The sequence below is a fragment of the Polynucleobacter sp. AP-Kaivos-20-H2 genome (assembly GCF_018882215.1).
GTDB lineage: Bacteria > Pseudomonadota > Gammaproteobacteria > Burkholderiales > Burkholderiaceae > Polynucleobacter.
Genome location: NZ_JACVOX010000002.1, coordinates 247,048 through 270,410, shown reverse-complemented (window position 1 = coordinate 270,410; position 23,363 = coordinate 247,048). Strand labels below are relative to the sequence as shown.

The following is a 23,363-nucleotide window of genomic DNA, read 5'->3' as shown; positions in this document are numbered from 1 at the left end:
ACTAATCTTATTTTCCGCCCTCACATTTCTTGATCGAGGCTGCTTTAGCTGCGCCATATAATGGTTTGCCATCTTTGCTGACTGCCTTAGCTTCGCAATCATTCGGCTTTGCATCGCCCATACATTTTTTAATGGAAGCATCCTTAGCTGCGCCATAGAGGGGTTTACCTTCTTTGCTCACTGCTTTGGCTTCACAGGCTGCTTGATCAGCAAAAGCATAAGTAGGAAGTGCAAAACTCAGTGCAATACTTAAAGCGATGATGATTTTTTTCATGACATCTCCAATTGTGAGTACTTCTTTTCGTGGACTGCTTAATAAAATACTGTAATCTAAATTAAGCTATTAGGAAACATGGGGAAAGTGCTATTAACCCTAAGGAATCTCAATATCAGGGCACCATACGACGTGCTTCAGTAAATTTAGCTGCCCAATAGGGTGATGTGATGTAGTCTAATCGCACAGTGCCACCAGCACTGGGGGCATGTACAAATCTACCTTGTCCTACATAAATTCCAGCATGAGAATATTTCTCACCAGTGGTATTGAAGAATACTAAATCGCCGGGGGCCGGGGGCTGCCCTTCGATGCTTATTCCCTTGGTGCTCATCAATTGAATAGTGCGCGGTAGTTTTACCCCAGCAGCTTTGTTATAGACATACACAATCAGCCCACTGCAATCAAAACCGCCTTTTGGGGTATTACCACCATATCGATAGGGCACGTCCACCAAGCCTACGGCTGCAATGGAGATATCTTCAGTGCCGACGCTAGTGTCTTGCTTAAATTGAGAAACTCTGGAGGAGGATCCTGATTTACCGCTGAATGTACTACATCCGCTTAGGGCAAATAAGCTACAAATAAAAATGCCGCACCCCAGGAGAGTGCGGCATGAGAGGGATTGCTTAGAGTGCGTCAGCAGCATGATCCGCAAGACGTGAACGCTCACCGCGCGCCAATGTCACATGTCCACCGTGACGCCAGCCTTTGAAGCGATCCACCACATAAGTTAAACCAGAAGAGCCTTCTGTTAAGTAAGGCGTATCAATCTGAGCAATATTACCCAAGCAAATAATTTTGGTTCCAGGGCCTGCACGGGTTACCAAAGTCTTCATTTGTTTAGGGGTTAAGTTTTGCGCTTCATCGACGATCACAAATTTGCTTACAAAAGTTCTGCCACGCATAAAGTTCATGCTCTTTACTTTAATGCGGGAGCGAATCAGCTCTTGAGTTGCAGCGCGACCCCATTCACCAGGACCGCCATCTTCGTTGCGCTGTAATACCTCGAGATTGTCATCAAATGCACCCATCCAAGGTTGCATCTTTTCTTCTTCGGTACCAGGGAGGAAGCCAATATCTTCGCCAACTGGCACTGTGGCACGAGTAATAATGATCTCGTTATAGCGTTTGCTATCAAGCACCTGCTCAAGACCGGCGGCCAATGCTAACAAGGTTTTACCAGTTCCTGCCTGGCCCAATAAAGTAACAAAATCCACATCCGGATTCATGAGCAGATTCATGGCAAAGTTCTGCTCACGGTTACGTGCAGTCACACTCCAAACATTATTTTTCTGATGAGAGAAGTCTCTGAGTGTTTGTAAGAGAGCAGTCTTGCCATTAATTTCTCTAACCTGTGCGTAGAAAGGTGTAGAGCCATCTGGATTTTCTTGATAGACAAACTGATTGACCAGCATGCTTTGTACTGATGGTCCAGTGACTCTATAGAACATGGTGCCAGATTTGGAGTCAGCCCAGCTTTCCATATCCTTGCCATGCTTAGGCCAAAAGTCGGCATTCAGTTGCATGACTCCGGCATACATCAAGTCGCGATCTTCTAAAACTTGGTCGTTGAAATAATCTTCAGCCGGTAAGCCAAGTGCGCGTGCCTTGATGCGCATATTGATATCTTTGGATACCAATACCACTTCTTGACCCTTACGAGTTTTTTGTAGTTCACTGACGACGGCAAGGATGAGGTTGTCGCCCTTACCTTCGGGCAAGCCTTCTGGCAAAGTCTGGGTAGTTAGTTTTGTTTGAAAGAATAAGCGACCCGTCACATCTTGGTTACCTAGCTTATTGAGTGGAATGCCGTCATCCAAAGTACCGCTAGTACCTGCGATCAACTGATCTAAGGATCTGCTGACAGTACGAGCATTGCGAGCTACCTCTGTCATGCCTTTCTTGTGGTTATCCAATTCTTCTAGAGTCGTCATCGGCAAATAGAGATCGTGCTCGGAGAAACGGAATAGGGAACTTGGGTCATGCATCAATACGTTGGTATCGAGAACAAATAAGCTCGGCGGTCCAGTACGAATTACGCGTTTAGGTTTTGCGGGTGTAGGTGCCTTGCTTTCGTTTCGCACATTAGAAGTGGGGCGATGATCCGCTTTGATTTTCTCGAGAGCTACTTCTGCAGCGGATAAATCTTCCTCTACGTCATTAGTCCAGTCAACAGCTTCCACTACCACTGGTTTTGCTTGAGCAGGGCGTTTCTTTAAGTCGGGAGTATCTTTGCGACTGAGTTTGACTTGATCAGCAATTTGAGTGGGGATTGGGGGCAGTGGCATGGACTCTCCTAAAAGAAAAAACCGCCAAGCAGATTGCATTGACGGTTTATTACGAAACTGGTTGTATTAAGGTCTGAAAAACGGAGGGGGTTGCTCCCCGTACCTGATCTGAGATATTCAGGTTTCTGATTCAAACGGATTGTCAGACTTTCCCGTCGATTACGGTGCATATGAGTCACTTTACCCCAAATTTTGGGGTTTGCAAGCACCTCAGATCAAATTATTGTAAAAATTATTTAGTGGCTTGGGCAGCCTGTAATACCTCTGTCACATGACCGGGTACCTTCAGGCCGCGCCACTCTTTTGCCAGCTTGCCAGAGGAGTCAAATAGAAAGGTGCTGCGCTCGACACCACGGACTTGCTTGCCATACATATTCTTCATCTTCATGACGCCAAAGATCTGGCAAAGCTTTTCTTCCGTGTCAGCAACTAGCTCAAACGGGAGCTCTAGTTTGCTGCGGAAATTGTCATGTGACTTGAGGCTATCTCGTGAAACGCCTACCACCAGAGTATTAGCTTTGGTAAATGCTTCAATGTTGTCTCTGAACTCGCCGGATTCGGCAGTACATCCCGGAGTCATATCTTTAGGGTAAAAATAAAGAACCAATTTTTTACCTTTTGCAGACGCAGGTGAAAACATCAATCCAGAGGTTGCTGGAATTGTGCACTGTGGCATAGGTTGACCGATAGCTACTGTCATGATGATCCTTCGTTGGTTGTTATCTCTGAGTTCTAGTTATTTTGAATGATTAAGTCGCCACTGCGATTGGGTATTTCACCCCAGGTCAGTGGTAATACCGCTATTTTATCGAGTTGCTTGGTGGCTTCCCAGGATTTATGAAGCTCGCCCATAGTGACGAGCTCATGACCTTGATTTAGCCATCCAGCTAGCAGCTGCTCGAACGCAGGCAATAGTTTTTGCCCCTCTAGTTCAGCGTGTAGTGTGAAGACTTGGTCATTTGGATTGCTTTGGGTGATTTCTAATAACTTTTTGACTGCGCCAAATTCATCAGCGCCATCGATGCCAATAAGTTCATCAAAGGTAGGGAGCGTTGTTGGGTATTGCACATGCTTTGCTTTTCCTGACGGTAATGCAAGGCGATAGGGCATGAGATTGGGTTCAGCTCTGCCATCCGAAGAATAGGCAATGCCCCATTGATCGAGTTGCTCAAAGGCGGCATCGTTCATTTGCCAGCCTGCGGCACCATAGGTTACCGGTGCATGACTGAAGATTTCTACAAAACGATCCCAGCTTTTTTGCATCATCGCTTTTGTCCAGGGTGTATCCTGATTACGAACTGCATCTTGCCAGGCAACGTGATCCCAAGTATGAATACCTGTCTCATGACCTGCTTTATCAATGGCACGCATTTCTGCAGCAGCTTTCTTGCCAATATCGGGGCCGGGAAGAAGTACACCGTATAAGAGCGTCTTAATCCCGTAGTGCTCTACAACAGAAGTGCGGCTAACTTTTTTCAGAAAGCCTGGACGGAAGACGCGCTTCAAAGCCCAGCCGGTATGGTCAGGCCCAAGACTAAATAGAAACGTGGCTTTGAGGCCAAAACGCTCTAGCGTGCGAGCTAAATTGGGAACGCCTTCTTTGGTTCCGCGTAAGGTATCAACATCAACCTTGAGAGCAATCTTAGTCATGTACCTTTGAATTTACTTTTGCTTATTCTTTATCTACTAAAGTGCGGGCTTTTTCTACGTCTTCACGATAGGCTTCAAAGATATTCTTGAGCGCATCTGCCATCGTAGTCGTTGGTTTCCAGTCTAGTTCGCTCATCGTGTTATCAATTGCTGGAACACGATTTTGAACGTCTTGATAGCCTTCACCGTAGTAAGCCCCTGAAGTAGTTTCTACAATCTTTACTGCATTCGCATTCTTTGCATACTCAGGAATACTGCGAGCAATTTCCAGCATCTGATTGGCAAGTTCGCGAATGGAGTGATTGTTCTTTGGGTTGCCGATGTTGTAGATCTTGCCGTTAGCAACACCATCTTTGTTATCGATAATGCGCATCAAGGCATCGATACCATCGTCAATATAAGTAAAGGCACGTTTCTGAGCGCCACCATCAACAACATTGATGGATTCGCCGCGAACGATGTGACCCAAGAACTGAGTTACTACACGGGAAGAACCTTCTTTAGGTGTGTAGATACTGTCTAAGCCTGGGCCAATCCAGTTAAATGGGCGGAAGAGGGTAAAGCGTAAGCCTTCCATGCCATAACCCCAGATCACACGATCCATCAACTGTTTGGAGCAGGCATAGATCCAGCGTGGCTTGTTAATTGGGCCATAAACCATATTCGATTTAGATGGATCGAACTCGCCATCTTCGCACATGCCATAAACCTCAGAGGTTGATGGAAATACCAAATGCTTTTTGTACTTAACAGCAGAGCGCACGATTGGGAGATTGGCTTCGAAGTCGAGCTCAAATACTTTGAGTGGTTGCTGAACATACGTAGCTGGCGTTGCAATCGCCACTAAAGGCAAGATGACATCGCATTTGCGAATGTGATATTCAACCCACTCTTTATTGATTGTGATGTCGCCTTCAAAGAAGTGCATGCGTGGATGGTTAACCAAATCACCAAGACGATCGTTTTGCATATCCATGCCATAGACATCCCAATCGGTTGTCTCGAGAATGCGCTTAGAAAGGTGGTGACCAATAAAACCGTTAACACCAAGAATGAGTACTTTTTTCATCTCTACTGCCTCGTTTTTAATCTAATTTGCTATTGCTGAATTTTCTGCTTATTTGCTTGCTGGAAACCATTCCAAAACTTCTACTGCTTGATGGTCGCCACAAATACCGAATACCCGATTATCAACCACTTGGATGCCGCAAACCCCAAGATTGAGCTTGTCTGGAAATGGCCCATTTAGGCTGGTGCGGGCCACAATCATGGTTTTGCCATCATGGTCGCTAAAGGCGCCTGGATAAGGGGGTGCAACAGCCCTAACCAGGTCGTGAACCTGTTTGGCAGTCTGATTCCAGTGAATTTGACCATCAGCAGGCTTTCTACCGCCAAAATAACTGCCTTTTTGGAGCTCGTTCGCCTTGCGGGGAACAATTCCTTTTAGAAGGCTAGGCAAGACCTGATCAATCACGCTCACGGCAGCCTGACTGACCTTAGCAAATACATCAGTAGCGGTTTCATCTGGGCCGATGCTGACGGCTGCTTGCCCAACAATATCTCCCGCATCCGGTTTTGCTTCCATGACGTGTAAAGTTGCACCGGTCTCTGTTTCGCCATGCAGAATAGCCCAATTCACTGGCGCACGTCCACGATATTTTGGGAGTAAGGAGCCATGCATATTGAGTGCGGCAATTTTGGCGCAAGCCAAAATCTGCTCCGGAATCATGAAGCGATAGTAGAAAGAAAAAATATAGTCAGGAGCTAAAGCTTGGAGCTTGGGAACTAAATCTACTAATTCATTAGCATTCGGAGTGACGTAAGAAATAGCTTTTTCTTGACAGAGCTTTTCAACGCTTCCAAACCAAACATTCTCATTGGGGTCATCTTGGTGGGTTACCACTAAATCGACTTTTATGCCTGCGTTGAGAAGTGCTTTGAGGCAACTGACGCCAACATCGTGATAAGCAAAGACGACTGCGTGCAATTATTTTTTCTCTAAAACGGTTTGCACCACATAACGTGGACGTTTACGGATTTGCTGGTAGATACGACCAATGTATTCACCTAATAGTCCGAGTCCAAAGAGCATCACACCAATCAGGAAAAAGGTCAGGGCGAAAAGAGTGAATACCCCCTCAACCTCAGCACCTAGAAGGAAGCGGCGAACCAGTAGGTACGCGAACAAGCTACCAGCAGCAAGGGATAGCAGCATGCCGAGTATTGAGAAAATCTGCAACGGCATGACAGAAAAGCCAGTGACTAAGTCAAAGTTCAGGCGAATCAATTGGTACAAACTGTATTTGGATTCACCTGCAAAACGCTCTTCGTGTTTGACGGTAATTTCAACTGGATTAGCAGAGAATGTATATGCCAGTGCCGGGATAAATGTATTGCTCTCATCGCATTGGCGGACTAAGTCAACAATGCGACGGCTATATCCACGCAACATACAACCTTGATCAGTCATCGTGATGCGGGTAATATTTTCACGCAAACGATTCATGGCACGTGAAGCAAATTTTCTGAAGAAGCTATCACGACGGTCTGCACGAATGGTGCCAACATAATCATGACCCTTTAATAGCTGCTCAGTTAAAGCATCAATTTCTTCCGGGGGATTTTGTAGGTCAGCATCCAAAGTAATGATGTGTTCGCCTTTGGCGTATTCAAAGCCAGCCATGATGGCCATATGTTGGCCAAAGTTGCTATGAAATAAAACTGCACGGGTTACATCAGGGCGTAACTCCACTTGCTTGGAAAGAATGCCGGCGGAACGATCTTTACTACCGTCGTTAACAAATACGATCTCATAGGTGATCTTGCGTTTGGCAGCTAGGGCATCCAATGCTGGATAAAGGCGATCAAATAAAGCCTTTAATCCGTCCTCCTCGTTGTAAACGGGAATAACAATGCTGAGTGTTGGGTTGGCAACTAAATTTGCAGTCATGCTGCAATTTTGCCTGATTCTTTGGGTTTAACCCAAGAACGCTAGTTTTTGCGGTATTTCTGCAAAATTCCGACCAATCCATTGGCTATACGGTCAATATCTTCATCTACCATTGCCGGAAATAAGGGGAGGGTGAGAATGGATCGACCAATGCGTTCGGCAATCAGAGTGTCTGAAGTTTTGTAGCCCTGGTTTTTATAGAGAGTGAATCCAGTAATGGCGGGGTAATGAACGCCAGTACCAATGCCCAAATCTTTTAGCTCCGTCATCACTTGAGCTCGATCCGTATTGAGCTGCTCGAGCGGCAAAACAACTTGAAACATGTGCCAGTTACTATCAGTGTAATTTTCTACTGGAAGTTCTAATTTCAAGCCTTCCAATCCAGCCGATTTTAATTTGGCACGAAGCACATCAAAGTATTGGTGCGCGAGTTCAGCACGACGTGTTTGATAAGAGGGAAGTTGCTTGAGTTGTTCAAGACCGATAGCTGCATTCACATCGGTCAAGTTATCTTTGCCGCCCAATACATCCACGTCCATGCCATCAATGCCTTGACGGGTTAATCCTTGCAGGCGAAATTTCTCAGCCAGTTTTGCTTCGTCGAGATTATTGAGAACAAGGCAGCCACCCTCAACAGTGGTGAGGTTCTTGTTGGCCTGGAAGCTAAAGCTCACCAGGTCACCAAAGCTACCAATCTTCTTACCTTGCCACTGAGAGCCAAAGGCCTGCGCTGCATCTTCAATTACACGAAGCTTGTGCTGTTTGGCTAGCGCATAGAGTTGATCCATATCAACAGGAAGACCAGCCAAATAGACCGGCATGATCGCGCGTGTCTTTGGTGTGATTGCAGCAGCCACTTTATTCAAATCAATATTGCGTGTAATGGGGTCAATATCCACAAATACTGGTTTGGCACCAACACCCAAAATCACATTAGAAGTTGCCACCCAAGAAATTGGGGTGGTGATCACTTCGTCGCCATCGCCAATGTCGGCAACTTGTAGAGCGATTTTCATAGTTGCGGTGCCATTGGCAAAACAGCGTACCGGACGACCGCCAAAGTATTGACTTAAAGCAGCTTCAAACTCGGCCAACTTGGGTCCGGATGTCACCCATCCTGAACGCAATACCTCTGAAACAGCATCAATGGTTTCTTGATTGAAGCTAGGGCGCGTGAAGGGGATGAAGTTTGTCATGGTGTCCTATATTACTGCGAGATATCTGGATGCTTGACAATGACCCTGCGTGAATCACGATCGACTTCCTGCATTGGGAAGCCCTGAGTCTTAAGCGCATCAAATTGCTCTGGAACCATAATGGCGTAGGCCGTTTGATCTTCTTGCCAGCGGGTAATAAAGGTGTCTAAGGTCGGCATCCAAAGTTCTGGCTCTTGATTAACCCCAAACTCAAGCTCATCGGGTGATTCAACCATGATCATCGTTCTGCCTAAATAGAAAGGCACGGTGTGATCTAAAAGACGCACTGAATAAAAGTTCACTTTTTCTGGAATAGAGACTTTGACTCGATCTACTAGATCGATACCAGAAACTGCGCGGCCCAATGTCTCGTGACCTGTTCCCGCGATGATGGCGCAGAGAAAGAACCCACAAGCAAAGCTGACGATGCTTTGAATGCCATTGCGCTTGCTTTGCCATGCAGCGTAAGCGCTACAACTGACAAGTGCTACTAATGCAGCAATCACCCAATAGATATATTGTGCATAAGCTTCAATCTCATCAGGTCTTGCTTGTTTACCAATGGCATCTAAAAAGAAAAATCCAACACACCCCAAAATTGCAAAGCAAAGTGTCTGTAATTTCCATGGTAATGCCATGGTGTTGGTGTTACCAAGTAAGCGATCTAAACGATTGCCAATAATTAAAGCGAGCGCTGGGAATACGGGGATGATGTAGCCAGGCAATTTGGAGTGAGAAATACTAAAGAATGCAAAAATCACAGCAAACCAGCAGACTAATAGCCAGCCTGCTGAGAATTCGCGACGACGCTCGCTCCATGCTTGTGCAAGCGCCCCAGGGACCTGCAGAATCCAGGGGAGCAGGCCGATGAGGAGGAGCGGTACAAAGTAGTAAATGGGGCCAGTTCTACTGTGATCATCTTGCGTGAAGCGTTGTAGATGTTCGTGAATAAAGAAGAACTCTAGGAATTCAGGGTTGCGTTGCGCCACCAATACAAACCAAGGGGCAGTGATAGCTAAGAACAAAATAGTTCCACTAAATAAACGTAAGCGCGTCCAGATTTTCCAGTCCCATGTACTAATGGAATAAGCAATAAAAACCATTGCAGGAATCGCTGCGCCAATAACTCCTTTGGATAGTGTTGCTAGCGCCATAAAAATCCAGCAAGCCCACATCCAGTTGCGACAGTTATTTTTGTTATGTGAAGTTTGTGCAAGCAAGAGGCTACATAGAGCCGCCACCAAAAATGAGGACAAGCCCATGTCGAGCGAATTGAAGTGACCACTGATAATCCACATCGGACTCGATGCCAATACAACAGCAGCCAACCATCCTGCTCTCGCGTTGAAGATGAGCGCACCAGTAAAGCCGACCAAAAGAATAGTTAGGAAACCCGTTAGTGCTGTCCAAAGGCGCGCTTGCCAATCGCCAATACCAAATGCTTGAAATGCGGCGGCAGTTGCCCAAGCTTGAAGAGGGGGTTTTTCAAAATACTTGTAACCGTTGTAACGCGGAGTAATCCAATCACCAGTAACTAGCATTTCTCGGGCTATTTCTGCATAGCGGCCTTCGTCGGATGGGATGAGGTGGCGGTAATTGAGGGTGCCAAACCAAAGCAAGCCGTAAATAATGACCAGCAGCAAAATCTTGCCTGGGTGTAGGGCTGATGACTGCCGAATTTGGCCAAATTGCATTAAGTGGGTTCCACAATCAGGGCAAGCACGACCTGACGACCCTCGCCGACTAGGATGTTGTAGGTGCGGCAGGCAGCCTGGGAATCCATGATTTCAAAGCCAATCTTGGCATCAATCAAGGATTTAAGAAGTTCTGGCTTGGGAAAGCGCTGGCGGCTACCGGTCCCAATGAGGATTAATTCTGGTTTTAAATCAACCATTTGCGCGAAATGACTGGCTTCTAAGCTATCAAATGTTTGCGCAGACCAGTTAGAAATGGCGCCGTCCGAGCTGAGTAGGACCGCATGGTCGTAAGGGATCTTATTGATCTCTACGTAGCCATCGCCATAGCCAGTGATCGTATTCGCTCCGGAATGGGGGTCAGATTGAAGCTTCAAGTGGACTCTCTGTCATAATTATGTGGATTATAGCTAGCTGTTTTTTCTCATATTTCAAGAACTTACCCTTAAATTTATTGTGAAACCGATCCTAAAGTCCCAAAAGCTCGATAACGTCTGTTATGACATACGTGGGCCGGTGCTTGAGCTTGCTCAGCGCATGGAGGAAGAGGGCCACAAAATCATCAAATTAAACATCGGAAACGTAGGGGTTTTCGGTTTTGATCCGCCTGAAGAGATTCAGTTGGACATGATTCGCAATTTAAGCAATGCATCAGCTTATTCTGATTCCAAGGGAATCTTTGCTGCTCGCAAAGCCATCATGCAGTATTGCCAAGAAAAAGGCATTCAAGGCGTGACCTTGGATGATGTCTATACCGGCAATGGTGTTTCTGAGCTCATCGTTCTGTCGATGAACGCACTCTTAAATGATGGCGATGAGGTGTTGGTACCAACACCAGATTACCCGCTGTGGACTGCTGCAGTCAGTTTGTCGAGCGGCACACCGGTGCACTATCTTTGTGATGAATCCAAAGAGTGGGCGCCAGACTTAAACGATCTCCGTAAAAAAATTACACCGCGTACCAAAGCGATTGTGGTGATTAATCCAAACAATCCTACTGGTGCAATTTACTCTAAAGAAGTATTGCTTGAGTTAACTCAAATTGCTCGTGAGCATGGTTTGATTTTGTTTGCGGATGAGATTTACGACAAGATGTTGTACGACGGTGAGAAGCATCTCTCATTAGCTTCTTTGTCTACAGATGTAGTCATTATTACCTTCAATGGCCTTTCTAAAAATTACCGTTCTTGCGGCTACCGTGCAGGCTGGATGGTGGTTTCAGGCGATAAGGAAATGGTCCGTGACTATATCGAGGGTCTCAATATGTTGGCCTCAATGCGCTTGTGTGCGAACGTACCAGGTCAGTATGCGATTCAAACAGCTTTGGGTGGTTACCAAAGTATTAATGATTTAGTGGGTGAGGGCGGCCGCCTTGCAAAGCAACGTGATCTTGCATGGAAACTCATAACTGATATTCCAGGCGTGACTTGCGTGAAACCAAAATCTGCTTTGTATTTATTTCCAAGGCTAGATCCTGAGGTTTATCCAATTAAAGATGATCAGCAATTTGTCGCCGATCTTTTAAAAGAAGAAAAAGTATTGTTAGTGCAGGGTTCTGGTTTCAACTGGGGTAAACCTGATCACTTCCGTGTAGTGTTCTTGCCTCACGAAGATGTGCTAAAGGAGGCTATTAGCCGCCTTGCTCGTTTTCTGGAGCGTTATCGTAATAAGCACAGCCGTAAGGCTTCTTCAACTGCAGCAAAGGCATCATGAAACCGATTCAAGTAGGTCTATTAGGTATTGGCACTGTTGGTGGTGGCGTATTCACTGTTCTCGAGCGTAACCAAGATGAAATTACTCGTCGTGCTGGGCGCGGCATTCGCATCAATACAGTTGCTGATTTGAATGTAGAACGTGCCAAAGAATTGGTTAAAGACCGCGCACAAGTGGTAAGTGATGCCCGTGCCGTGATCAATAACCCAGAGATCGACATCGTTGTTGAACTGATTGGTGGTTATGGCATCGCTAAAGACTTGGTTCTTGAGGCAATTGCCGCAGGTAAGCATGTAGTTACAGCTAATAAAGCATTGATTGCTGTTCACGGTAACGAAATCTTTAAGGCGGCGCATGCTAAAGGCGTGATGGTTGCCTTTGAAGCTGCTGTAGCTGGTGGCATACCCATTATTAAAGCCTTGCGTGAAGGCTTAACAGCAAACCGTATCGAATGGATTGCCGGCATCATTAACGGCACAACCAATTTCATCTTGTCAGAGATGCGCGACAAAGGTTTAGATTTCGCAACAGTACTTAAAGAAGCGCAACGCCTAGGCTATGCAGAAGCAGATCCGACTTTTGACATCGAAGGTGTTGATGCTGCGCATAAAGCGACCATCATGAGTGCGATTGCATTTGGTATTCCAATGCAGTTTGAAAAAGCACACATCGAAGGCATCACTAAATTAGATGCAATTGATATTAAGTATGCAGAGCAATTAGGTTATCGCATTAAGTTACTCGGCATTGCCAAGAAAACGTCAACTGGGGTTGAGTTGCGTGTCCACCCAACCCTCATTCCTTCCAAGCGTTTGATTGCAAACGTTGAGGGCGCCATGAATGCCGTGCAAGTATTTGGCGATGCCGTTGGAACGACTTTGTATTACGGCAAAGGTGCAGGCTCTGAGCCAACTGCTTCCGCAGTGATTGCTGACTTAGTGGATATCACTCGTTTGCTAAGCGCTGACGCTGAACATCGCGTACCTTACTTGGCCTTCCAGCCAGATGCTGTCCATGACACACCAGTGCTCCCTATTGGCGAGATCACTACTAGTTACTATCTGCGCTTGCGAGTAGCTGATCAAGCTGGTGTATTAGCTGACATCACCAAAATTTTGGCTTCGCATGGTGTTTCCATTGACGCACTCTTGCAAAAAGAAGCTGATGAGGGTGAAAGTCAAACTGATTTGGTGGCTTTAACTCACGAGACTAAAGAAAAAAACATGCTTGCCGCGATTAAAGAGATTCAGAATCTCAAGACAGTTGCTGGCGAAGTGGTGAAGATCCGTTTAGAAAATCTGTCTTAAGTAAAACTCAGCAAAATATATGCGTTACCAATCTACTCGTGGCAATAGTCCACAACAATCCTTCTTAGAAATTTTGTTGGGTGGATTGGCGCCTGATGGCGGCTTGTATTTGCCTACTAAGTACCCACAAGTCACTGCAGCGCAATTAGATTCTTGGCGTGGCTTGTCATACGCAGATCTCGCTTATGAAGTGTTGAGTCTGTATTGCGACGATATTCCTGAGGTGGATTTGCGTGCAATCTTGCGTAAGACGTATACAGAGCAGGTGTATTGCAATGGCCGTGCACAAGACAACGCCAAAGACATTACGCCTTTGCATTGGTTGGGCGAAGAGCAGGGAACACGCATTGGCCTATTGAGTCTTTCAAATGGCCCAACCTTGGCTTTCAAAGATATGGCCATGCAATTGCTTGGCAATCTTTTTGAGTACGCTCTCAAGAAAAAAGGTCAGCAGCTCAATATTTTGGGCGCTACATCTGGTGATACGGGTAGTGCAGCTGAATATGCGATGCGCGGTAAAGAGGGCGTGAAGGTATTTATGCTTTCTCCCCGCGGCAAGATGAGTGCGTTTCAGTCTGCACAAATGTATTCCTTGCAGGACCCCAATATTTTTAACTTAGCAGTAGCTGGTGTCTTTGATGACTGCCAGGATATTGTTAAGGCAGTTAGCAATGACCATGCTTTTAAAGCGAAGAACCAAATTGGTACCGTGAACTCCATTAATTGGGGTCGTGTAGTGGCTCAGGTGGTGTACTACTTTCAGGGCTATCTATTGGCCACTACGTCCAGCTCCGAAAAAGTCTCATTCACCGTACCATCCGGTAACTTCGGTAATGTCTGCGCTGGCCATATCGCCCGCATGATGGGTTTGCCTATCGAGCATCTCATCGTTGCTACCAACGAAAACAATGTATTGGATGAATTCTTCTCTACTGGCGTCTATCGTGCACGCAAGTCCGCTGAGACATTACATACTTCCAGTCCATCCATGGATATCTCCAAAGCCAGCAACTTTGAGCGCTTTGTCTTTGACTTTATGGGTCAAGATGGTAAGGCTACCGCAGCTATGTTTAAGCAGGTTGATGAAGCGGGTGGTTTCGACATCTCAAAAGAGACGGTCTTTAAAGAGTTGGGTAAATACGGCTTCCAATCTGGTCGTAGCACGCATGAGAATCGCTTAGAAACAATTCGTGATGTTGATCAACGCTATGGCGTCATGATTGATACCCATACCGCTGATGGCGTGAAAGTGGCTCGTGAGCATTTGCAAGCAGGAATCCCGATGATCGTGCTCGAGACAGCTCTCCCCATTAAGTTTGAAGAAACGATTGAAATTGCTCTAGGTCGTCCAGCAGAATGTCCGCCAGCATTTAAAGACATTAAATCTAAGCCACAGCGCGTAGAAAATATTGATGCTGACGTGAATCAAGTTAAATCGTTTATTACTACACATCTAAGTTAATTCTCAACTTAGAAAATTTAAGCAATAAATAATCACTCTATGACAAAGCCACCGATGTTGACTGCGCAGCAGGCTTTAGACCATTTACTTTCTCATGCTCAAGCTGTTGGTGAGATTGAGAAGGTTGCCATGCAGGCTGCATTAGGCCGTGTGCTTGCTGAAAACGTCAACAGCCTTGTTGATGTACCTCCACTCGATAATACTGCGATGGATGGATATGCGGTTCGCTCTGCTGATATTGCTACTCCAGGAAAATCACTCAAGATTGCTCAGCGCATTCCGGCTGGATCGATGGGAACCCCTTTGGAGTCCGGCACTGCCGCTAGAATTTTCACAGGAGCCCCTGTGCCTCCTGGTGCAGATGCAGTCGTGATGCAAGAGGATTGCACGCTAGAGAGTGAAAGCGGTCAAGTGACTATCAATACCGCTCCAATAGCAGGTCAGTGGATTCGTCGCAGAGGCGAAGATCTCACTGCTGGTAAAACTGCTCTTACTGCAGGTACTTTCTTGCGCCCACAAGAGTTGGGCGTAGCCGCTTCAGCGGGTTTGACTCACTTAAGCGTTAAACGTCGCGTTAAGGTGGCCGCCTTTTTCACGGGTGACGAGTTAGCTCTTCCGGGTGAGTCTCTAAAGCCGGGTGGCATTTACAACTCGAATCGAGATACCTTGTTGGCTTGCCTAAAATCCTTGGGATGCGATGCGACTGATTTAGGTATCGTCCCGGATCGTCTGGATGCAACACGTGATGCATTGCGTAAAGCTAGCAAAGATCACGATTTAATCATCACTTCTGGTGGAGTATCGGTTGGCGAAGAAGATCACATCAAGCCAGCAGTTACTGCTGAAGGAAGATTGGATCTATGGCAGATCGCTATCAAGCCCGGTAAGCCGCTCGCCTTTGGTGCGGTACGTAAATCAGATGATCCTAAAGATGGTGAGGCCTGGTTTATTGGCTTACCAGGTAATCCTGTATCTAGCTTTGTTACCTTCTTGTTATTTGTACGCCCTTTTATTCTCAAATTGCAGGGACGCGAAGCCAAGCTTCCACAGTTCTACTTCATTCGAGCAGATTTTGATTGGTTGAAAGCTGATCGACGCAATGAGTTCTTGCGCGTCAAATTGAATAGCAATGGGGGGCTTGATTTATTTCCTAACCAAAGCTCTGGTGTGCTTACTAGCGCCTCTTGGGGTGATGGTCTGGTTGATTGCCCGCCAAACCAGCCAATCAAAGCTGGCGATTTGGTGAAGTACATCCCATTTGATGCGCTGCTCAAATAATCGGTTTACGATTAGCTCATGAAACTCGAATTACGATTCTTTGCCTCACTACGTGAAGCGCTTGGCATCTCGCAAGAGAGTATTGCCATCCCGGCGACAGTAAAAACCATTGCCGATCTCAGAGCACACCTCATTGAGCGTGGTAATCCATGGTCTGAAGTTTTAGCAGATGGAAAAGTCCTTCGTTGTGCCTTGAACCAGCACATGGTTGATGCAAATACGGCGTTACAAGATGGTGCTGAAGTAGCTTTCTTTCCTCCGGTGACTGGGGGCTGATATGCCAATCAAAATTCAAGAAAGCGATTTTGATGTTAGTGCAGAAATATCGGCATTACGTAAAGGTGATCCACGAGTAGGTGCGGTAGTTTCTTTCTTGGGCACTGTGCGAGATATGAATGACGGTAGCCAAGTAAAGGGCATGACGCTTGAGCATTACCCCGGCATGACTGAAAAAGCACTCCAAGAAATTCTGGATCAAGCCAAAGTGCGCTGGGATATTTTCCAAACACTGGTGATTCATCGTGTCGGGCCTATGCTGCCCGAAGATCAAATCGTATTAGTGGCAGTCACCAGCGCACACAGAGGTGAAGCATTTGCTGCCTGTGAGTTCATCATGGACTACCTTAAAACTGCAGCCCCCTTCTGGAAAAAAGAAGATACGCCTGAAGGGGCTCGCTGGGTTGATGCCCGTATTACCGATGAAGTAGCTCTATCTAAATGGAAGAAATAATGAAACATACCGCAGTCAGTAAACTCTTATTTTGTATGTCGATATTTTCTGTAGTAGGTCTATCTGGTTGCGGTGCGGGTGATAGCGTACAGGCGCAATCAACTCCATCTACTTTGGCAACAAAAGATCTTTCTGCTTTTGTGGATACGTATTGGTATGTACCAACAGATTACTTGCTAGCATATTCATATAGCCCCTCTGGAAGTCCTAAGGCTAGCGCCGTCAATGATCAAACTATTTGGCACTTTACATCTACAAATGGTGGTTATCTTTTAGGATGTTCTTTTGCAAGCACGAACAATGGTGCAAGCTGGTCTACCGCCACAATTATTGGTTCGGTTACAGCTAATAATTCTGTTTCTTTAGGTTTTTATGGATCAATGTTGACGGTTGGTTCGGGTCAATTAACTACCTCTAGCGGTCAACCGGCGTTTTTGATGCAGATGTCTACAGGTAATGGTTTGGGAGGCCTGACTCATTGGGCATATATGTTGCCCATCACTTCATCTAATTCTGCCTGGTCTAGTTTGCCTGGCACTAATAGTGTGAGCGTGCCAACAGCAACTGCTTCAGGATGCTAGATCAAATTCGTTTTATATAAGCAGCTTCCTGTTTTAAAAGATGAGCCACCCTCAGGGGTGGTTTTTTGTTTTTATTGGTGCACCAAGTGGCATCAAAATAAGTGTTTCTGCACCATCTCAGGGAATTCCTTAGTAATTACCCGCAAATTTAGATCAAAATGCATTAACAAAAGCATTTTAGAAATTTTGATTAAACAAAGCTCAGGAGATTTACATGACAACAGCAGCATTGAGTACGGAAAGTACTAGTAGCAACCCCCTAAAGTCGAAATGGGTGCAATTGGCTTTAGGCGTCATTTGTATGATGTCCATATCCAGCCCTCAATATGTTTGGGCTTTATTTACTAAGCCAATCATGGGTCAGCTCGGTGTTACTTTGACTGAGTTGCAAATTACATTTTCGATCTTGATTGTGTTGCAGACTTTCTTCTCACCGTTTCAGGGTTACTTGGTTGATAAATTTGGCCCTCGCCTTTTGTTATCCATCGGTACTATTCTGACGGGTGCAAGCTGGGTTCTTTCAGCTAACCTGACTACCGTATCTCATCTCTACCTCACCTATGGTGTGTTAGGTGGCTTGGGTACCGGTATTGTTTACATCGGCGTTGTTGGCTTGATGGTTCGCTGGTTCCCAAATAATCGTGGATTTGCAGTAGGTATGGTTGCTGCTGGTTATGGTATCGGCGCATTGCTGACAACCTTCCCAATCTCCACTAGCTTGACTGAGACAGGAATTCAGGGCACGTTGACGTTCTTTGGCTACATCATTGGTGCCGTTGGACTATTGGCTGCTCAAGGCATTCGCGTTCCTCACGCTGATCGTGCACAAACTGCTGATCAAATCGAAGCTGCTGCATCGGGTGTTGCACCAAAGGTAATGTTGAAGACACCAGTTTTTTGGCTCATGTTTTTGATGATGTCCATGATGTCTACATCGGGATTGATGGTGATCTCCCAAATGGGCGCATTTGCAAAAGACTTTGGTATTACATCGGCTATGGTTTTTGGTATGGCGGCCTTACCTTTGGCCTTAACAATTGACCGCGTTACCAACGGTTTAACTCGACCAATATTTGGTTGGGTATCTGATCGTATCGGGCGTGAATACACTATGACGATTGCTTTTGGTTTAGAAGCGGTCGCTATGTTTGCTTGGGTAATGACACGTTCAGATCCTGTCATGTTCGTATTGCTCTCAGGTATTGTGTTCTTTGGTTGGGGTGAGATTTTCTCTTTATTCCCATCTACTTTGACAGATACTTTTGGTCAAAAGCATGCCACAACAAACTACGGTTTCCTGTACATGGCTCAAGGCGTTGGCTCTATTGTTGGCGCACCAGTTGCAGCCTACATTCATGGTGTTACAGAAAGCTGGCTACCAGTGTTTGGTATCATGATCGTATTAGATGCGACTGCAGCTATCCTAGCGTTCTTCGTACTACGCCCAATGCGTGCTAAGTATTTGAAGACCCGTGCTGCATAAGTGCTAACTCAGTGGTAATTTGAAATTCGAAGTTAGAAAAAAGGCTACCAACTTGGTAGCCTTTTTTAATGCTGTCTAATTTGTACTGCATTGAGACGTATTAGAAAGCGCTCACAGCCCCATCACTTCTAGGATCCCATCCGCCTTGTAGCGTACCTGATGGATCACGAATGATGCAACCCGCATGACCAACGGTTTCGTCAAATGCATCGAGCATTTCAATTTCATGGCCTAAAGCGTGAAGCTCTTTAGCTACCCATGGACTAAAGCGTGACTCTAATTTAAGACTGTCACTGGTTTGCCCCCAGGTTCGACCAAGTAACCATCGTGGACGACTGATAGCATCCTGTGGATCAAGGCCATAAGTTGCTGTTCGAGTAAATACTGCGCACTGGGTTTGGGGTTGGCCATCTCCACCCATCGTTCCATAGACCATTGAGCGACCATCTTTAAATAAAGCCATCGCTGGGTTAAGAGTATGAAAAGGCTTGCGATACGGCTCAAGGTGATTGAGTGTATTTGGATCAAGAGAAAAACTGCAACCGCGGTTTTGCCAGTTGACTCCTGAGGTGGGAAGCACAATGCCTGCGCCAAACTCATGATAGATGCTTTGAATGAAAGAAACGCAATTGCCGTCGCCATCAATCACGCCCATCCAAATAGTATCTGCAGGACCTTTACCCTGACCCCAAGGGAGCGCTTTTTCTGGATCAATATTCTTGGCTAACTTTTTCAGGAATGCGGGTGATAAGAAAGATTGTGCATTCTTTGTCATATATGCAGGATCGGTTACAAATTGATCGCGTACTTTAAATGCTTGTTTGGTAGCCTCAACACAATGATGAACATACTCAGCGCTATCAACCTTAAAGCGTTTTAAGTTCAATTGGTCCAAGATGCCAATAATCATCAATGAGACTACACCTTGTGTAGGTGGAGTCATATTGTAAACATTACCCATGCTATGTTTAAGCTCAAGAGGGTCTATGAGTTTTGCCTTATGACGGTGTAGATCGTCTAATCGCAGCGGACTTCCTAACTCAGCGAGTTCTTTTGCTAGTGATTGAGCTAGTTCGCCGCGGTAATAATCATCTGTACCTTTTTTGGCAATCTGACGTAAGGTTTTAGCAAGACGTTCTTGTTTAAAGATGCTGCCAACAGCGGGCGCTTTGCCATTTACTAAAAAAGTCTCTGCAAAGCCTGGTATTGGACTCAATTCTTGACGCTTCTTTTCTGTGAGGCTTGATTGGCTGAAAGTAACTGGTGTGCCAGCTTCTGCATAGTGAATCGCATCAGCCAACAGGCGTGAAAGTGGTAATTTGCCGCCTAACCCTTGTTTGGAGAGTTGGTGCGCTGCGCCCCAGCCAGAGATAGTTCCAGCAACGGTATTCGCTGCTACTGCACCACGAAATGGAATGGCCTTAGTGATGCCACGTTCTGCATACCATTGCTTTGTCGCCAAACCAGCAGCCGCTCCACAAGCATCAATGCCACCCATGGCCTTTCCGGGAGAATGAACCACCCAGAAAGAGTCGCCGCCTATGGAGTTCATATGAGGGTAGACCACTGCAATAGTTGCAGCCGCGGCAACCATTGCTTCTAAGGCATTGCCACCTTCTCGTAAAACAGCTAAAGCAGATTCTGATGCTAGAGAATGTGGCGCTACCGCCATTCCTCTAGTTCCCCATTTTGGTTGCATGATTGTTGTCCGGTTAAGTAATTGGTTTTGTTATGGCTATATTGTATTGCTGGCTCATAGATTGCTCTGACTAACTGTGCCCAGTTTTGGTGGTGATCTCAGTCTCAAAAAAGGCTAGCTTTTCAGACCTCGGTAAACGCTTTAGGCGGAGCTCTGCTTTAGAGGCTTCAGAGCGGTCTGGGTGCTTTTGTGTTGCCAAGAGGACAACTGGTCCACGCGATTTTGTATAGCGCGCGCCTTGCCCTGAGTTATGCGCCTCTAAGCGATGCTCTAAGCGGTTAGTAATGCCAGCATAGTAGGTGCCATCTGAGCATTCAAGGAGGTAAACAAGCCAGGTCAAAATAGGGAAAATTAGGGTTAAAAGTGGGGTAGATGCTTGAAATTATTAATATTGCCCTTATATTCTATAGATAGATATACGGAGCACAAAAATGAGAATAGATAAATTAACAACCAAATTTCAAGAGGCCTTAAGTGAGGCCCAAAGTATCGCTTTAGCTAAAGATAACCAATATATTGAGCCTGCCCACTTGTTGCTGGCCATGTTGCGTGATTCCGATGGTGGAGCAAAGAGTTTATTGACTCGAGCAGGGGTCAATGTCCCCGGCCTTGAAAAAGGCCTGGAGAAAATCATTGGCAATCTCCCTGAGGTACAAGGTACCAGCGGCGAAGTGCAAGTCGGTCGTGATTTAAGTAATTGGCTCAACCTATGTGAAAAAGAAGCCAATAAACGCAATGATCAATTTATTGCAGGCGAATTGTTCTTGCTGGTAGTGGCTGATGACAAGGGCGAGCTAGGTAAAGTGGCTCGTGAGAATGGATTAAATCGTAAATCATTAGAAGCGGCTATTGATTTAGTGCGCGGAGGAGAGTCAGTGAATAGTGCGGATGCTGAAGGCCAACGTGAAGCCTTAAAGAAATACACAGTGGATTTAACTGAGCGCGCGCGCATGGGCAAGCTCGATCCAGTCATTGGGCGTGATGATGAGATTCGTCGCACCATTCAAATTTTGCAACGTCGCGGCAAGAACAACCCCGTACTCATTGGTGAGCCAGGTGTTGGTAAGACCGCTATTGTTGAAGGTTTAGCGCAGCGCATCGTTAACGGTGAAGTGCCTGAGACTTTGAAAAATAAGCGCGTCTTGGTCTTGGATATGGCCTTGTTATTGGCCGGCGCCAAGTACCGTGGCGAGTTTGAAGAGCGCCTGAAGGCAGTTCTGAGCGATGTTGCTAAAGATGAAGGTCAAACGATTATCTTTATTGATGAAATTCATACGATGGTAGGCGCTGGTAAGGGTGATGGCGCAATGGATGCCGGCAATATGCTCAAACCCGCATTAGCGCGTGGTGAATTACATTGCATTGGCGCAACTACCTTAGACGAATATCGTAAGTACATCGAAAAAGATCCAGCGTTGGAACGTCGTTTCCAAAAAGTGATGGTGGAAGAGCCTACCGTCGAGGCAACTATTGCCATCTTGCGAGGCCTTAAAGAGCGCTATGAACTACATCATGGCATCGAAATTACTGATCCAGCGATTGTTGCGGCTGCTGAGTTATCGCATCGCTACATTACGGATCGTTTCTTGCCAGATAAGGCGATCGACCTAATTGACGAAGCGGGTTCGCGTATTCGGATGGAGATTGATTCTAAGCCTGAAGTGATGGATAGGCTGGAGCGTCGTCTGATTCAATTAAAGATTGAGCGCGAAGCGGTTAAGAAGGAGAAGGACGATGCTTCGCAAAAACGCCTAGGTCTCATTGAGGATGAAATTAAACGTCTGGGTGCTGAGTATGCTGATTTAGAGGAGGTTTGGAAGGCAGAGAAGGGCGCTGTATTAGGCGCAGCTCAGCTGAAAGAGGAAATTGAAAAAGTAAGGGTAGATATTGCAAAGTTACAACGCGATGGCAAGTTAGAAAAGGTTGCTGAGTTGCAATATGGCAAGCTCCCCGAACTCGAAGCAAAACTGAAGTCTGCCGCAGCTGCCGAAGCAAAGGGCGATAAAGATGGTGTATTGAAGAACAAGCTACTTCGTACTCAAGTAGGCGCTGAAGAAATTGCGGAAGTAGTTTCACGTGCGACAGGTATACCTGTATCGAAGATGATGCAAGGTGAGCGCGATAAATTGCTCAAGATGGAAGAGTTGTTGCATAAGCGCGTGGTTGGTCAAGAGGAGGCTATTCGCGCAGTATCGGATGCTATTCGCCGTTCCCGCGCTGGTTTGGCTGAAGAGAATCGTCCTTATGGATCATTCTTGTTCCTTGGACCTACTGGGGTTGGTAAAACCGAGCTCTGTAAAGCGCTGGCTGGCTTCTTGTTTGATAGCGAAGATCACCTCATTCGTATTGATATGAGTGAGTTTATGGAGAAGCATAGCGTTGCGCGTTTAATCGGCGCACCTCCTGGCTATGTAGGCTATGAAGAGGGTGGCTATTTAACCGAGCAAGTTCGGCGTCATCCATATAGCGTAATCTTGTTTGATGAAATCGAGAAAGCTCACCCCGATGTCTTCAACGTGCTCTTGCAAGTGCTTGATGATGGACGCCTCACTGATGGTCAAGGTCGCACCGTAGACTTTAAGAACACAGTTATTGTGATGACCAGCAATATTGGATCTCATTTAATTCAGTCAATGGTTGATAAGAAGCAAGCAGAGATCAAAGAGGCGGTATTTGAAGAGCTGAAGAATCATTTCCGCCCTGAGTTCTTAAACCGTATTGACGAAATCGTTGTATTCCATGGCCTAGATAAAGGCAATATCGCCAATATTGCGAAGATCGTGCTGAAGAACTTGTCAGATCGTTTGGCAAAAGTGGATATGCAGCTTGAGGTGAGTGATGCCGCTTTGAATAAGATTGCTGAGGTGGGCTTTGATCCAGTCTTTGGAGCAAGACCCCTGAAGCGGGCGATTCAGCAGCATATTGAGAACCCAGTCTCCAAGATGATTTTGGAAGGTAAGTTCGGACCCATGGATGTGGTTCCTGTCGATGTAGATAAATCAGGTGAGTTTAGCTTTAGCCGTCAGGTCCATTAAGTAGCAAATACGTAGTTCAG

The 23,363-nt window shown here is 46.0% G+C and carries 22 protein-coding genes; 9 read left to right on the top strand and 13 right to left on the bottom strand.

What is annotated here, in order from left to right; all coding sequences use genetic code 11:
- Nucleotides 1-7 precede the first annotated feature (7 nt).
- The 11 genes from ICE89_RS05730 to ICE89_RS05680 all read right to left on the bottom strand — a co-directional run bounded on the left by ICE89_RS05730 (nucleotide 8) and on the right by ICE89_RS05680 (nucleotide 10,432).
- Nucleotides 8-274 carry a hypothetical protein gene (locus tag ICE89_RS05730; protein WP_216189341.1) on the bottom strand — a complete coding sequence of 89 codons (267 nt, stop codon included), beginning with the start codon at nucleotides 272-274 and terminating at the stop codon, nucleotides 8-10.
- 115 nt (nucleotides 275-389) lie between these two features.
- On the bottom strand, nucleotides 390-947 hold the full coding sequence (locus ICE89_RS05725; protein ID WP_370624900.1) for a C40 family peptidase: 558 nt from the start codon (nucleotides 945-947) through the stop codon (nucleotides 390-392).
- Entirely contained in the window at nucleotides 904-2,565 is a 1,662-nt protein-coding gene (locus ICE89_RS05720) for a PhoH family protein (protein WP_216265185.1), read from the bottom strand. The genes ICE89_RS05725 and ICE89_RS05720 overlap by 44 nt, the downstream gene beginning before the upstream one ends.
- A gap of 232 nt (nucleotides 2,566-2,797) precedes the next feature.
- Entirely contained in the window at nucleotides 2,798-3,265 is a 468-nt protein-coding gene (locus ICE89_RS05715; RefSeq protein ID WP_216263991.1) for a peroxiredoxin, read from the bottom strand.
- Nucleotides 3,266-3,297: 32 nt separating this feature from the next.
- Entirely contained in the window at nucleotides 3,298-4,215 is a 918-nt protein-coding gene (locus ICE89_RS05710; protein WP_216263992.1) for a polysaccharide deacetylase family protein, read from the bottom strand.
- 22 nt (nucleotides 4,216-4,237) lie between these two features.
- Nucleotides 4,238-5,284 (bottom strand): bifunctional UDP-4-keto-pentose/UDP-xylose synthase, encoded by a 1,047-nt coding sequence (locus ICE89_RS05705; RefSeq protein WP_216263993.1) that lies wholly within the window; start codon nucleotides 5,282-5,284, stop codon nucleotides 4,238-4,240.
- Nucleotides 5,285-5,332: 48 nt separating this feature from the next.
- Complete coding sequence (locus ICE89_RS05700) at nucleotides 5,333-6,202, bottom strand: formyltransferase (RefSeq protein WP_216265184.1); 870 nt, start codon at nucleotides 6,200-6,202, stop codon at nucleotides 5,333-5,335.
- On the bottom strand, nucleotides 6,203-7,165 hold the full coding sequence (locus tag ICE89_RS05695) for a glycosyltransferase (protein WP_216263995.1): 963 nt from the start codon (nucleotides 7,163-7,165) through the stop codon (nucleotides 6,203-6,205).
- A gap of 41 nt (nucleotides 7,166-7,206) precedes the next feature.
- Nucleotides 7,207-8,361: a DegT/DnrJ/EryC1/StrS aminotransferase family protein gene (locus tag ICE89_RS05690; protein WP_216263996.1), complete on the bottom strand. Its 1,155-nt coding sequence runs from the start codon at nucleotides 8,359-8,361 to the stop codon at nucleotides 7,207-7,209.
- Between the two features lie 11 nt (nucleotides 8,362-8,372).
- A complete protein-coding gene (locus ICE89_RS05685; RefSeq protein WP_216265183.1) occupies nucleotides 8,373-10,055 on the bottom strand; it encodes a glycosyltransferase family 39 protein in 1,683 nt (560 codons plus the stop codon).
- Nucleotides 10,055-10,432, bottom strand: coding sequence for an Mth938-like domain-containing protein (locus tag ICE89_RS05680; RefSeq protein WP_216265182.1), 378 nt, complete (start codon nucleotides 10,430-10,432; stop codon nucleotides 10,055-10,057). The genes ICE89_RS05685 and ICE89_RS05680 overlap by 1 nt, the downstream gene beginning before the upstream one ends.
- A gap of 79 nt (nucleotides 10,433-10,511) precedes the next feature.
- Here ICE89_RS05680 and ICE89_RS05675 point away from each other — a divergent pair, with 79 nt between their 5' ends.
- The 8 genes from ICE89_RS05675 (at nucleotide 10,512) to oxlT (ending at nucleotide 18,609) form a co-directional block, all read left to right on the top strand.
- Entirely contained in the window at nucleotides 10,512-11,768 is a 1,257-nt protein-coding gene (locus ICE89_RS05675; protein WP_216265181.1) for an aminotransferase class I/II-fold pyridoxal phosphate-dependent enzyme, read from the top strand.
- Complete coding sequence (locus ICE89_RS05670; RefSeq protein ID WP_215359431.1) at nucleotides 11,765-13,075, top strand: homoserine dehydrogenase; 1,311 nt, start codon at nucleotides 11,765-11,767, stop codon at nucleotides 13,073-13,075. The genes ICE89_RS05675 and ICE89_RS05670 overlap by 4 nt, the downstream gene beginning before the upstream one ends.
- Nucleotides 13,076-13,094: 19 nt before the next feature.
- Nucleotides 13,095-14,537 carry a threonine synthase gene (thrC, locus tag ICE89_RS05665; RefSeq protein WP_216265180.1) on the top strand — a complete coding sequence of 481 codons (1,443 nt, stop codon included), beginning with the start codon at nucleotides 13,095-13,097 and terminating at the stop codon, nucleotides 14,535-14,537.
- Nucleotides 14,538-14,591: 54 nt separating this feature from the next.
- Nucleotides 14,592-15,815 (top strand): gephyrin-like molybdotransferase Glp, encoded by a 1,224-nt coding sequence (glp, locus tag ICE89_RS05660; protein ID WP_216265544.1) that lies wholly within the window; start codon nucleotides 14,592-14,594, stop codon nucleotides 15,813-15,815.
- 18 nt (nucleotides 15,816-15,833) lie between these two features.
- Complete coding sequence (gene moaD / locus ICE89_RS05655; protein ID WP_216265179.1) at nucleotides 15,834-16,091, top strand: molybdopterin converting factor subunit 1; 258 nt, start codon at nucleotides 15,834-15,836, stop codon at nucleotides 16,089-16,091.
- A gap of 1 nt (nucleotide 16,092) precedes the next feature.
- Nucleotides 16,093-16,545, top strand: coding sequence for a molybdopterin synthase catalytic subunit MoaE (gene moaE / locus ICE89_RS05650; RefSeq protein ID WP_216265178.1), 453 nt, complete (start codon nucleotides 16,093-16,095; stop codon nucleotides 16,543-16,545).
- Nucleotides 16,545-17,126, top strand: a complete 582-nt coding sequence (locus ICE89_RS05645) for a hypothetical protein (RefSeq protein ID WP_216264003.1) — start codon at nucleotides 16,545-16,547, stop codon at nucleotides 17,124-17,126. Before moaE ends, ICE89_RS05645 begins: the two co-directional genes overlap by 1 nt.
- A 214-nt stretch (nucleotides 17,127-17,340) precedes the next feature.
- Nucleotides 17,341-18,609, top strand: a complete 1,269-nt coding sequence (gene oxlT, locus ICE89_RS05640) for an oxalate/formate MFS antiporter (RefSeq protein ID WP_216265177.1) — start codon at nucleotides 17,341-17,343, stop codon at nucleotides 18,607-18,609.
- Between the two features lie 100 nt (nucleotides 18,610-18,709).
- Here the strand turns inward: oxlT and ggt are convergent, their stop codons facing one another.
- Both ggt and ICE89_RS05630 read right to left on the bottom strand, forming a co-directional pair.
- A complete protein-coding gene (gene ggt / locus ICE89_RS05635; protein ID WP_216263487.1) occupies nucleotides 18,710-20,308 on the bottom strand; it encodes a gamma-glutamyltransferase in 1,599 nt (532 codons plus the stop codon).
- A gap of 70 nt (nucleotides 20,309-20,378) precedes the next feature.
- Entirely contained in the window at nucleotides 20,379-20,648 is a 270-nt protein-coding gene (locus ICE89_RS05630) for a GIY-YIG nuclease family protein (protein WP_216265176.1), read from the bottom strand.
- Between the two features lie 91 nt (nucleotides 20,649-20,739).
- Here ICE89_RS05630 and clpB point away from each other — a divergent pair, with 91 nt between their 5' ends.
- Nucleotides 20,740-23,343, top strand: coding sequence for an ATP-dependent chaperone ClpB (gene clpB, locus ICE89_RS05625; protein WP_216265175.1), 2,604 nt, complete (start codon nucleotides 20,740-20,742; stop codon nucleotides 23,341-23,343).
- Nucleotides 23,344-23,363 lie beyond the last annotated feature (20 nt).

What these genes read in the sequence shown, in the direction of transcription:
- ICE89_RS05730 (WP_216189341.1), bottom strand. Translation starts at nt 274, where the DNA reads ATGAAAAAAATCATCATCGCTTTAAGTATTGCACTGAGTTTTGCACTT.
- ICE89_RS05720 (WP_216265185.1), bottom strand. Translation starts at nt 2,565, where the DNA reads ATGCCACTGCCCCCAATCCCCACTCAAATTGCTGATCAAGTCAAACTC.
- ICE89_RS05715 (WP_216263991.1), bottom strand. Translation starts at nt 3,265, where the DNA reads ATGACAGTAGCTATCGGTCAACCTATGCCACAGTGCACAATTCCAGCA.
- ICE89_RS05710 (WP_216263992.1), bottom strand. Translation starts at nt 4,215, where the DNA reads ATGACTAAGATTGCTCTCAAGGTTGATGTTGATACCTTACGCGGAACC.
- ICE89_RS05705 (WP_216263993.1), bottom strand. Translation starts at nt 5,284, where the DNA reads ATGAAAAAAGTACTCATTCTTGGTGTTAACGGTTTTATTGGTCACCAC.
- ICE89_RS05695 (WP_216263995.1), bottom strand. Translation starts at nt 7,165, where the DNA reads ATGACTGCAAATTTAGTTGCCAACCCAACACTCAGCATTGTTATTCCC.
- ICE89_RS05690 (WP_216263996.1), bottom strand. Translation starts at nt 8,361, where the DNA reads ATGACAAACTTCATCCCCTTCACGCGCCCTAGCTTCAATCAAGAAACC.
- ICE89_RS05685 (WP_216265183.1), bottom strand. Translation starts at nt 10,055, where the DNA reads ATGCAATTTGGCCAAATTCGGCAGTCATCAGCCCTACACCCAGGCAAG.
- ICE89_RS05670 (WP_215359431.1), top strand. Translation starts at nt 11,765, where the DNA reads ATGAAACCGATTCAAGTAGGTCTATTAGGTATTGGCACTGTTGGTGGT.
- thrC (WP_216265180.1), top strand. Translation starts at nt 13,095, where the DNA reads ATGCGTTACCAATCTACTCGTGGCAATAGTCCACAACAATCCTTCTTA.
- glp (WP_216265544.1), top strand. Translation starts at nt 14,592, where the DNA reads ATGTTGACTGCGCAGCAGGCTTTAGACCATTTACTTTCTCATGCTCAA.
- moaD (WP_216265179.1), top strand. Translation starts at nt 15,834, where the DNA reads ATGAAACTCGAATTACGATTCTTTGCCTCACTACGTGAAGCGCTTGGC.
- moaE (WP_216265178.1), top strand. Translation starts at nt 16,093, where the DNA reads ATGCCAATCAAAATTCAAGAAAGCGATTTTGATGTTAGTGCAGAAATA.
- ICE89_RS05645 (WP_216264003.1), top strand. Translation starts at nt 16,545, where the DNA reads ATGAAACATACCGCAGTCAGTAAACTCTTATTTTGTATGTCGATATTT.
- oxlT (WP_216265177.1), top strand. Translation starts at nt 17,341, where the DNA reads ATGACAACAGCAGCATTGAGTACGGAAAGTACTAGTAGCAACCCCCTA.
- ggt (WP_216263487.1), bottom strand. Translation starts at nt 20,308, where the DNA reads ATGCAACCAAAATGGGGAACTAGAGGAATGGCGGTAGCGCCACATTCT.
- clpB (WP_216265175.1), top strand. Translation starts at nt 20,740, where the DNA reads ATGAGAATAGATAAATTAACAACCAAATTTCAAGAGGCCTTAAGTGAG.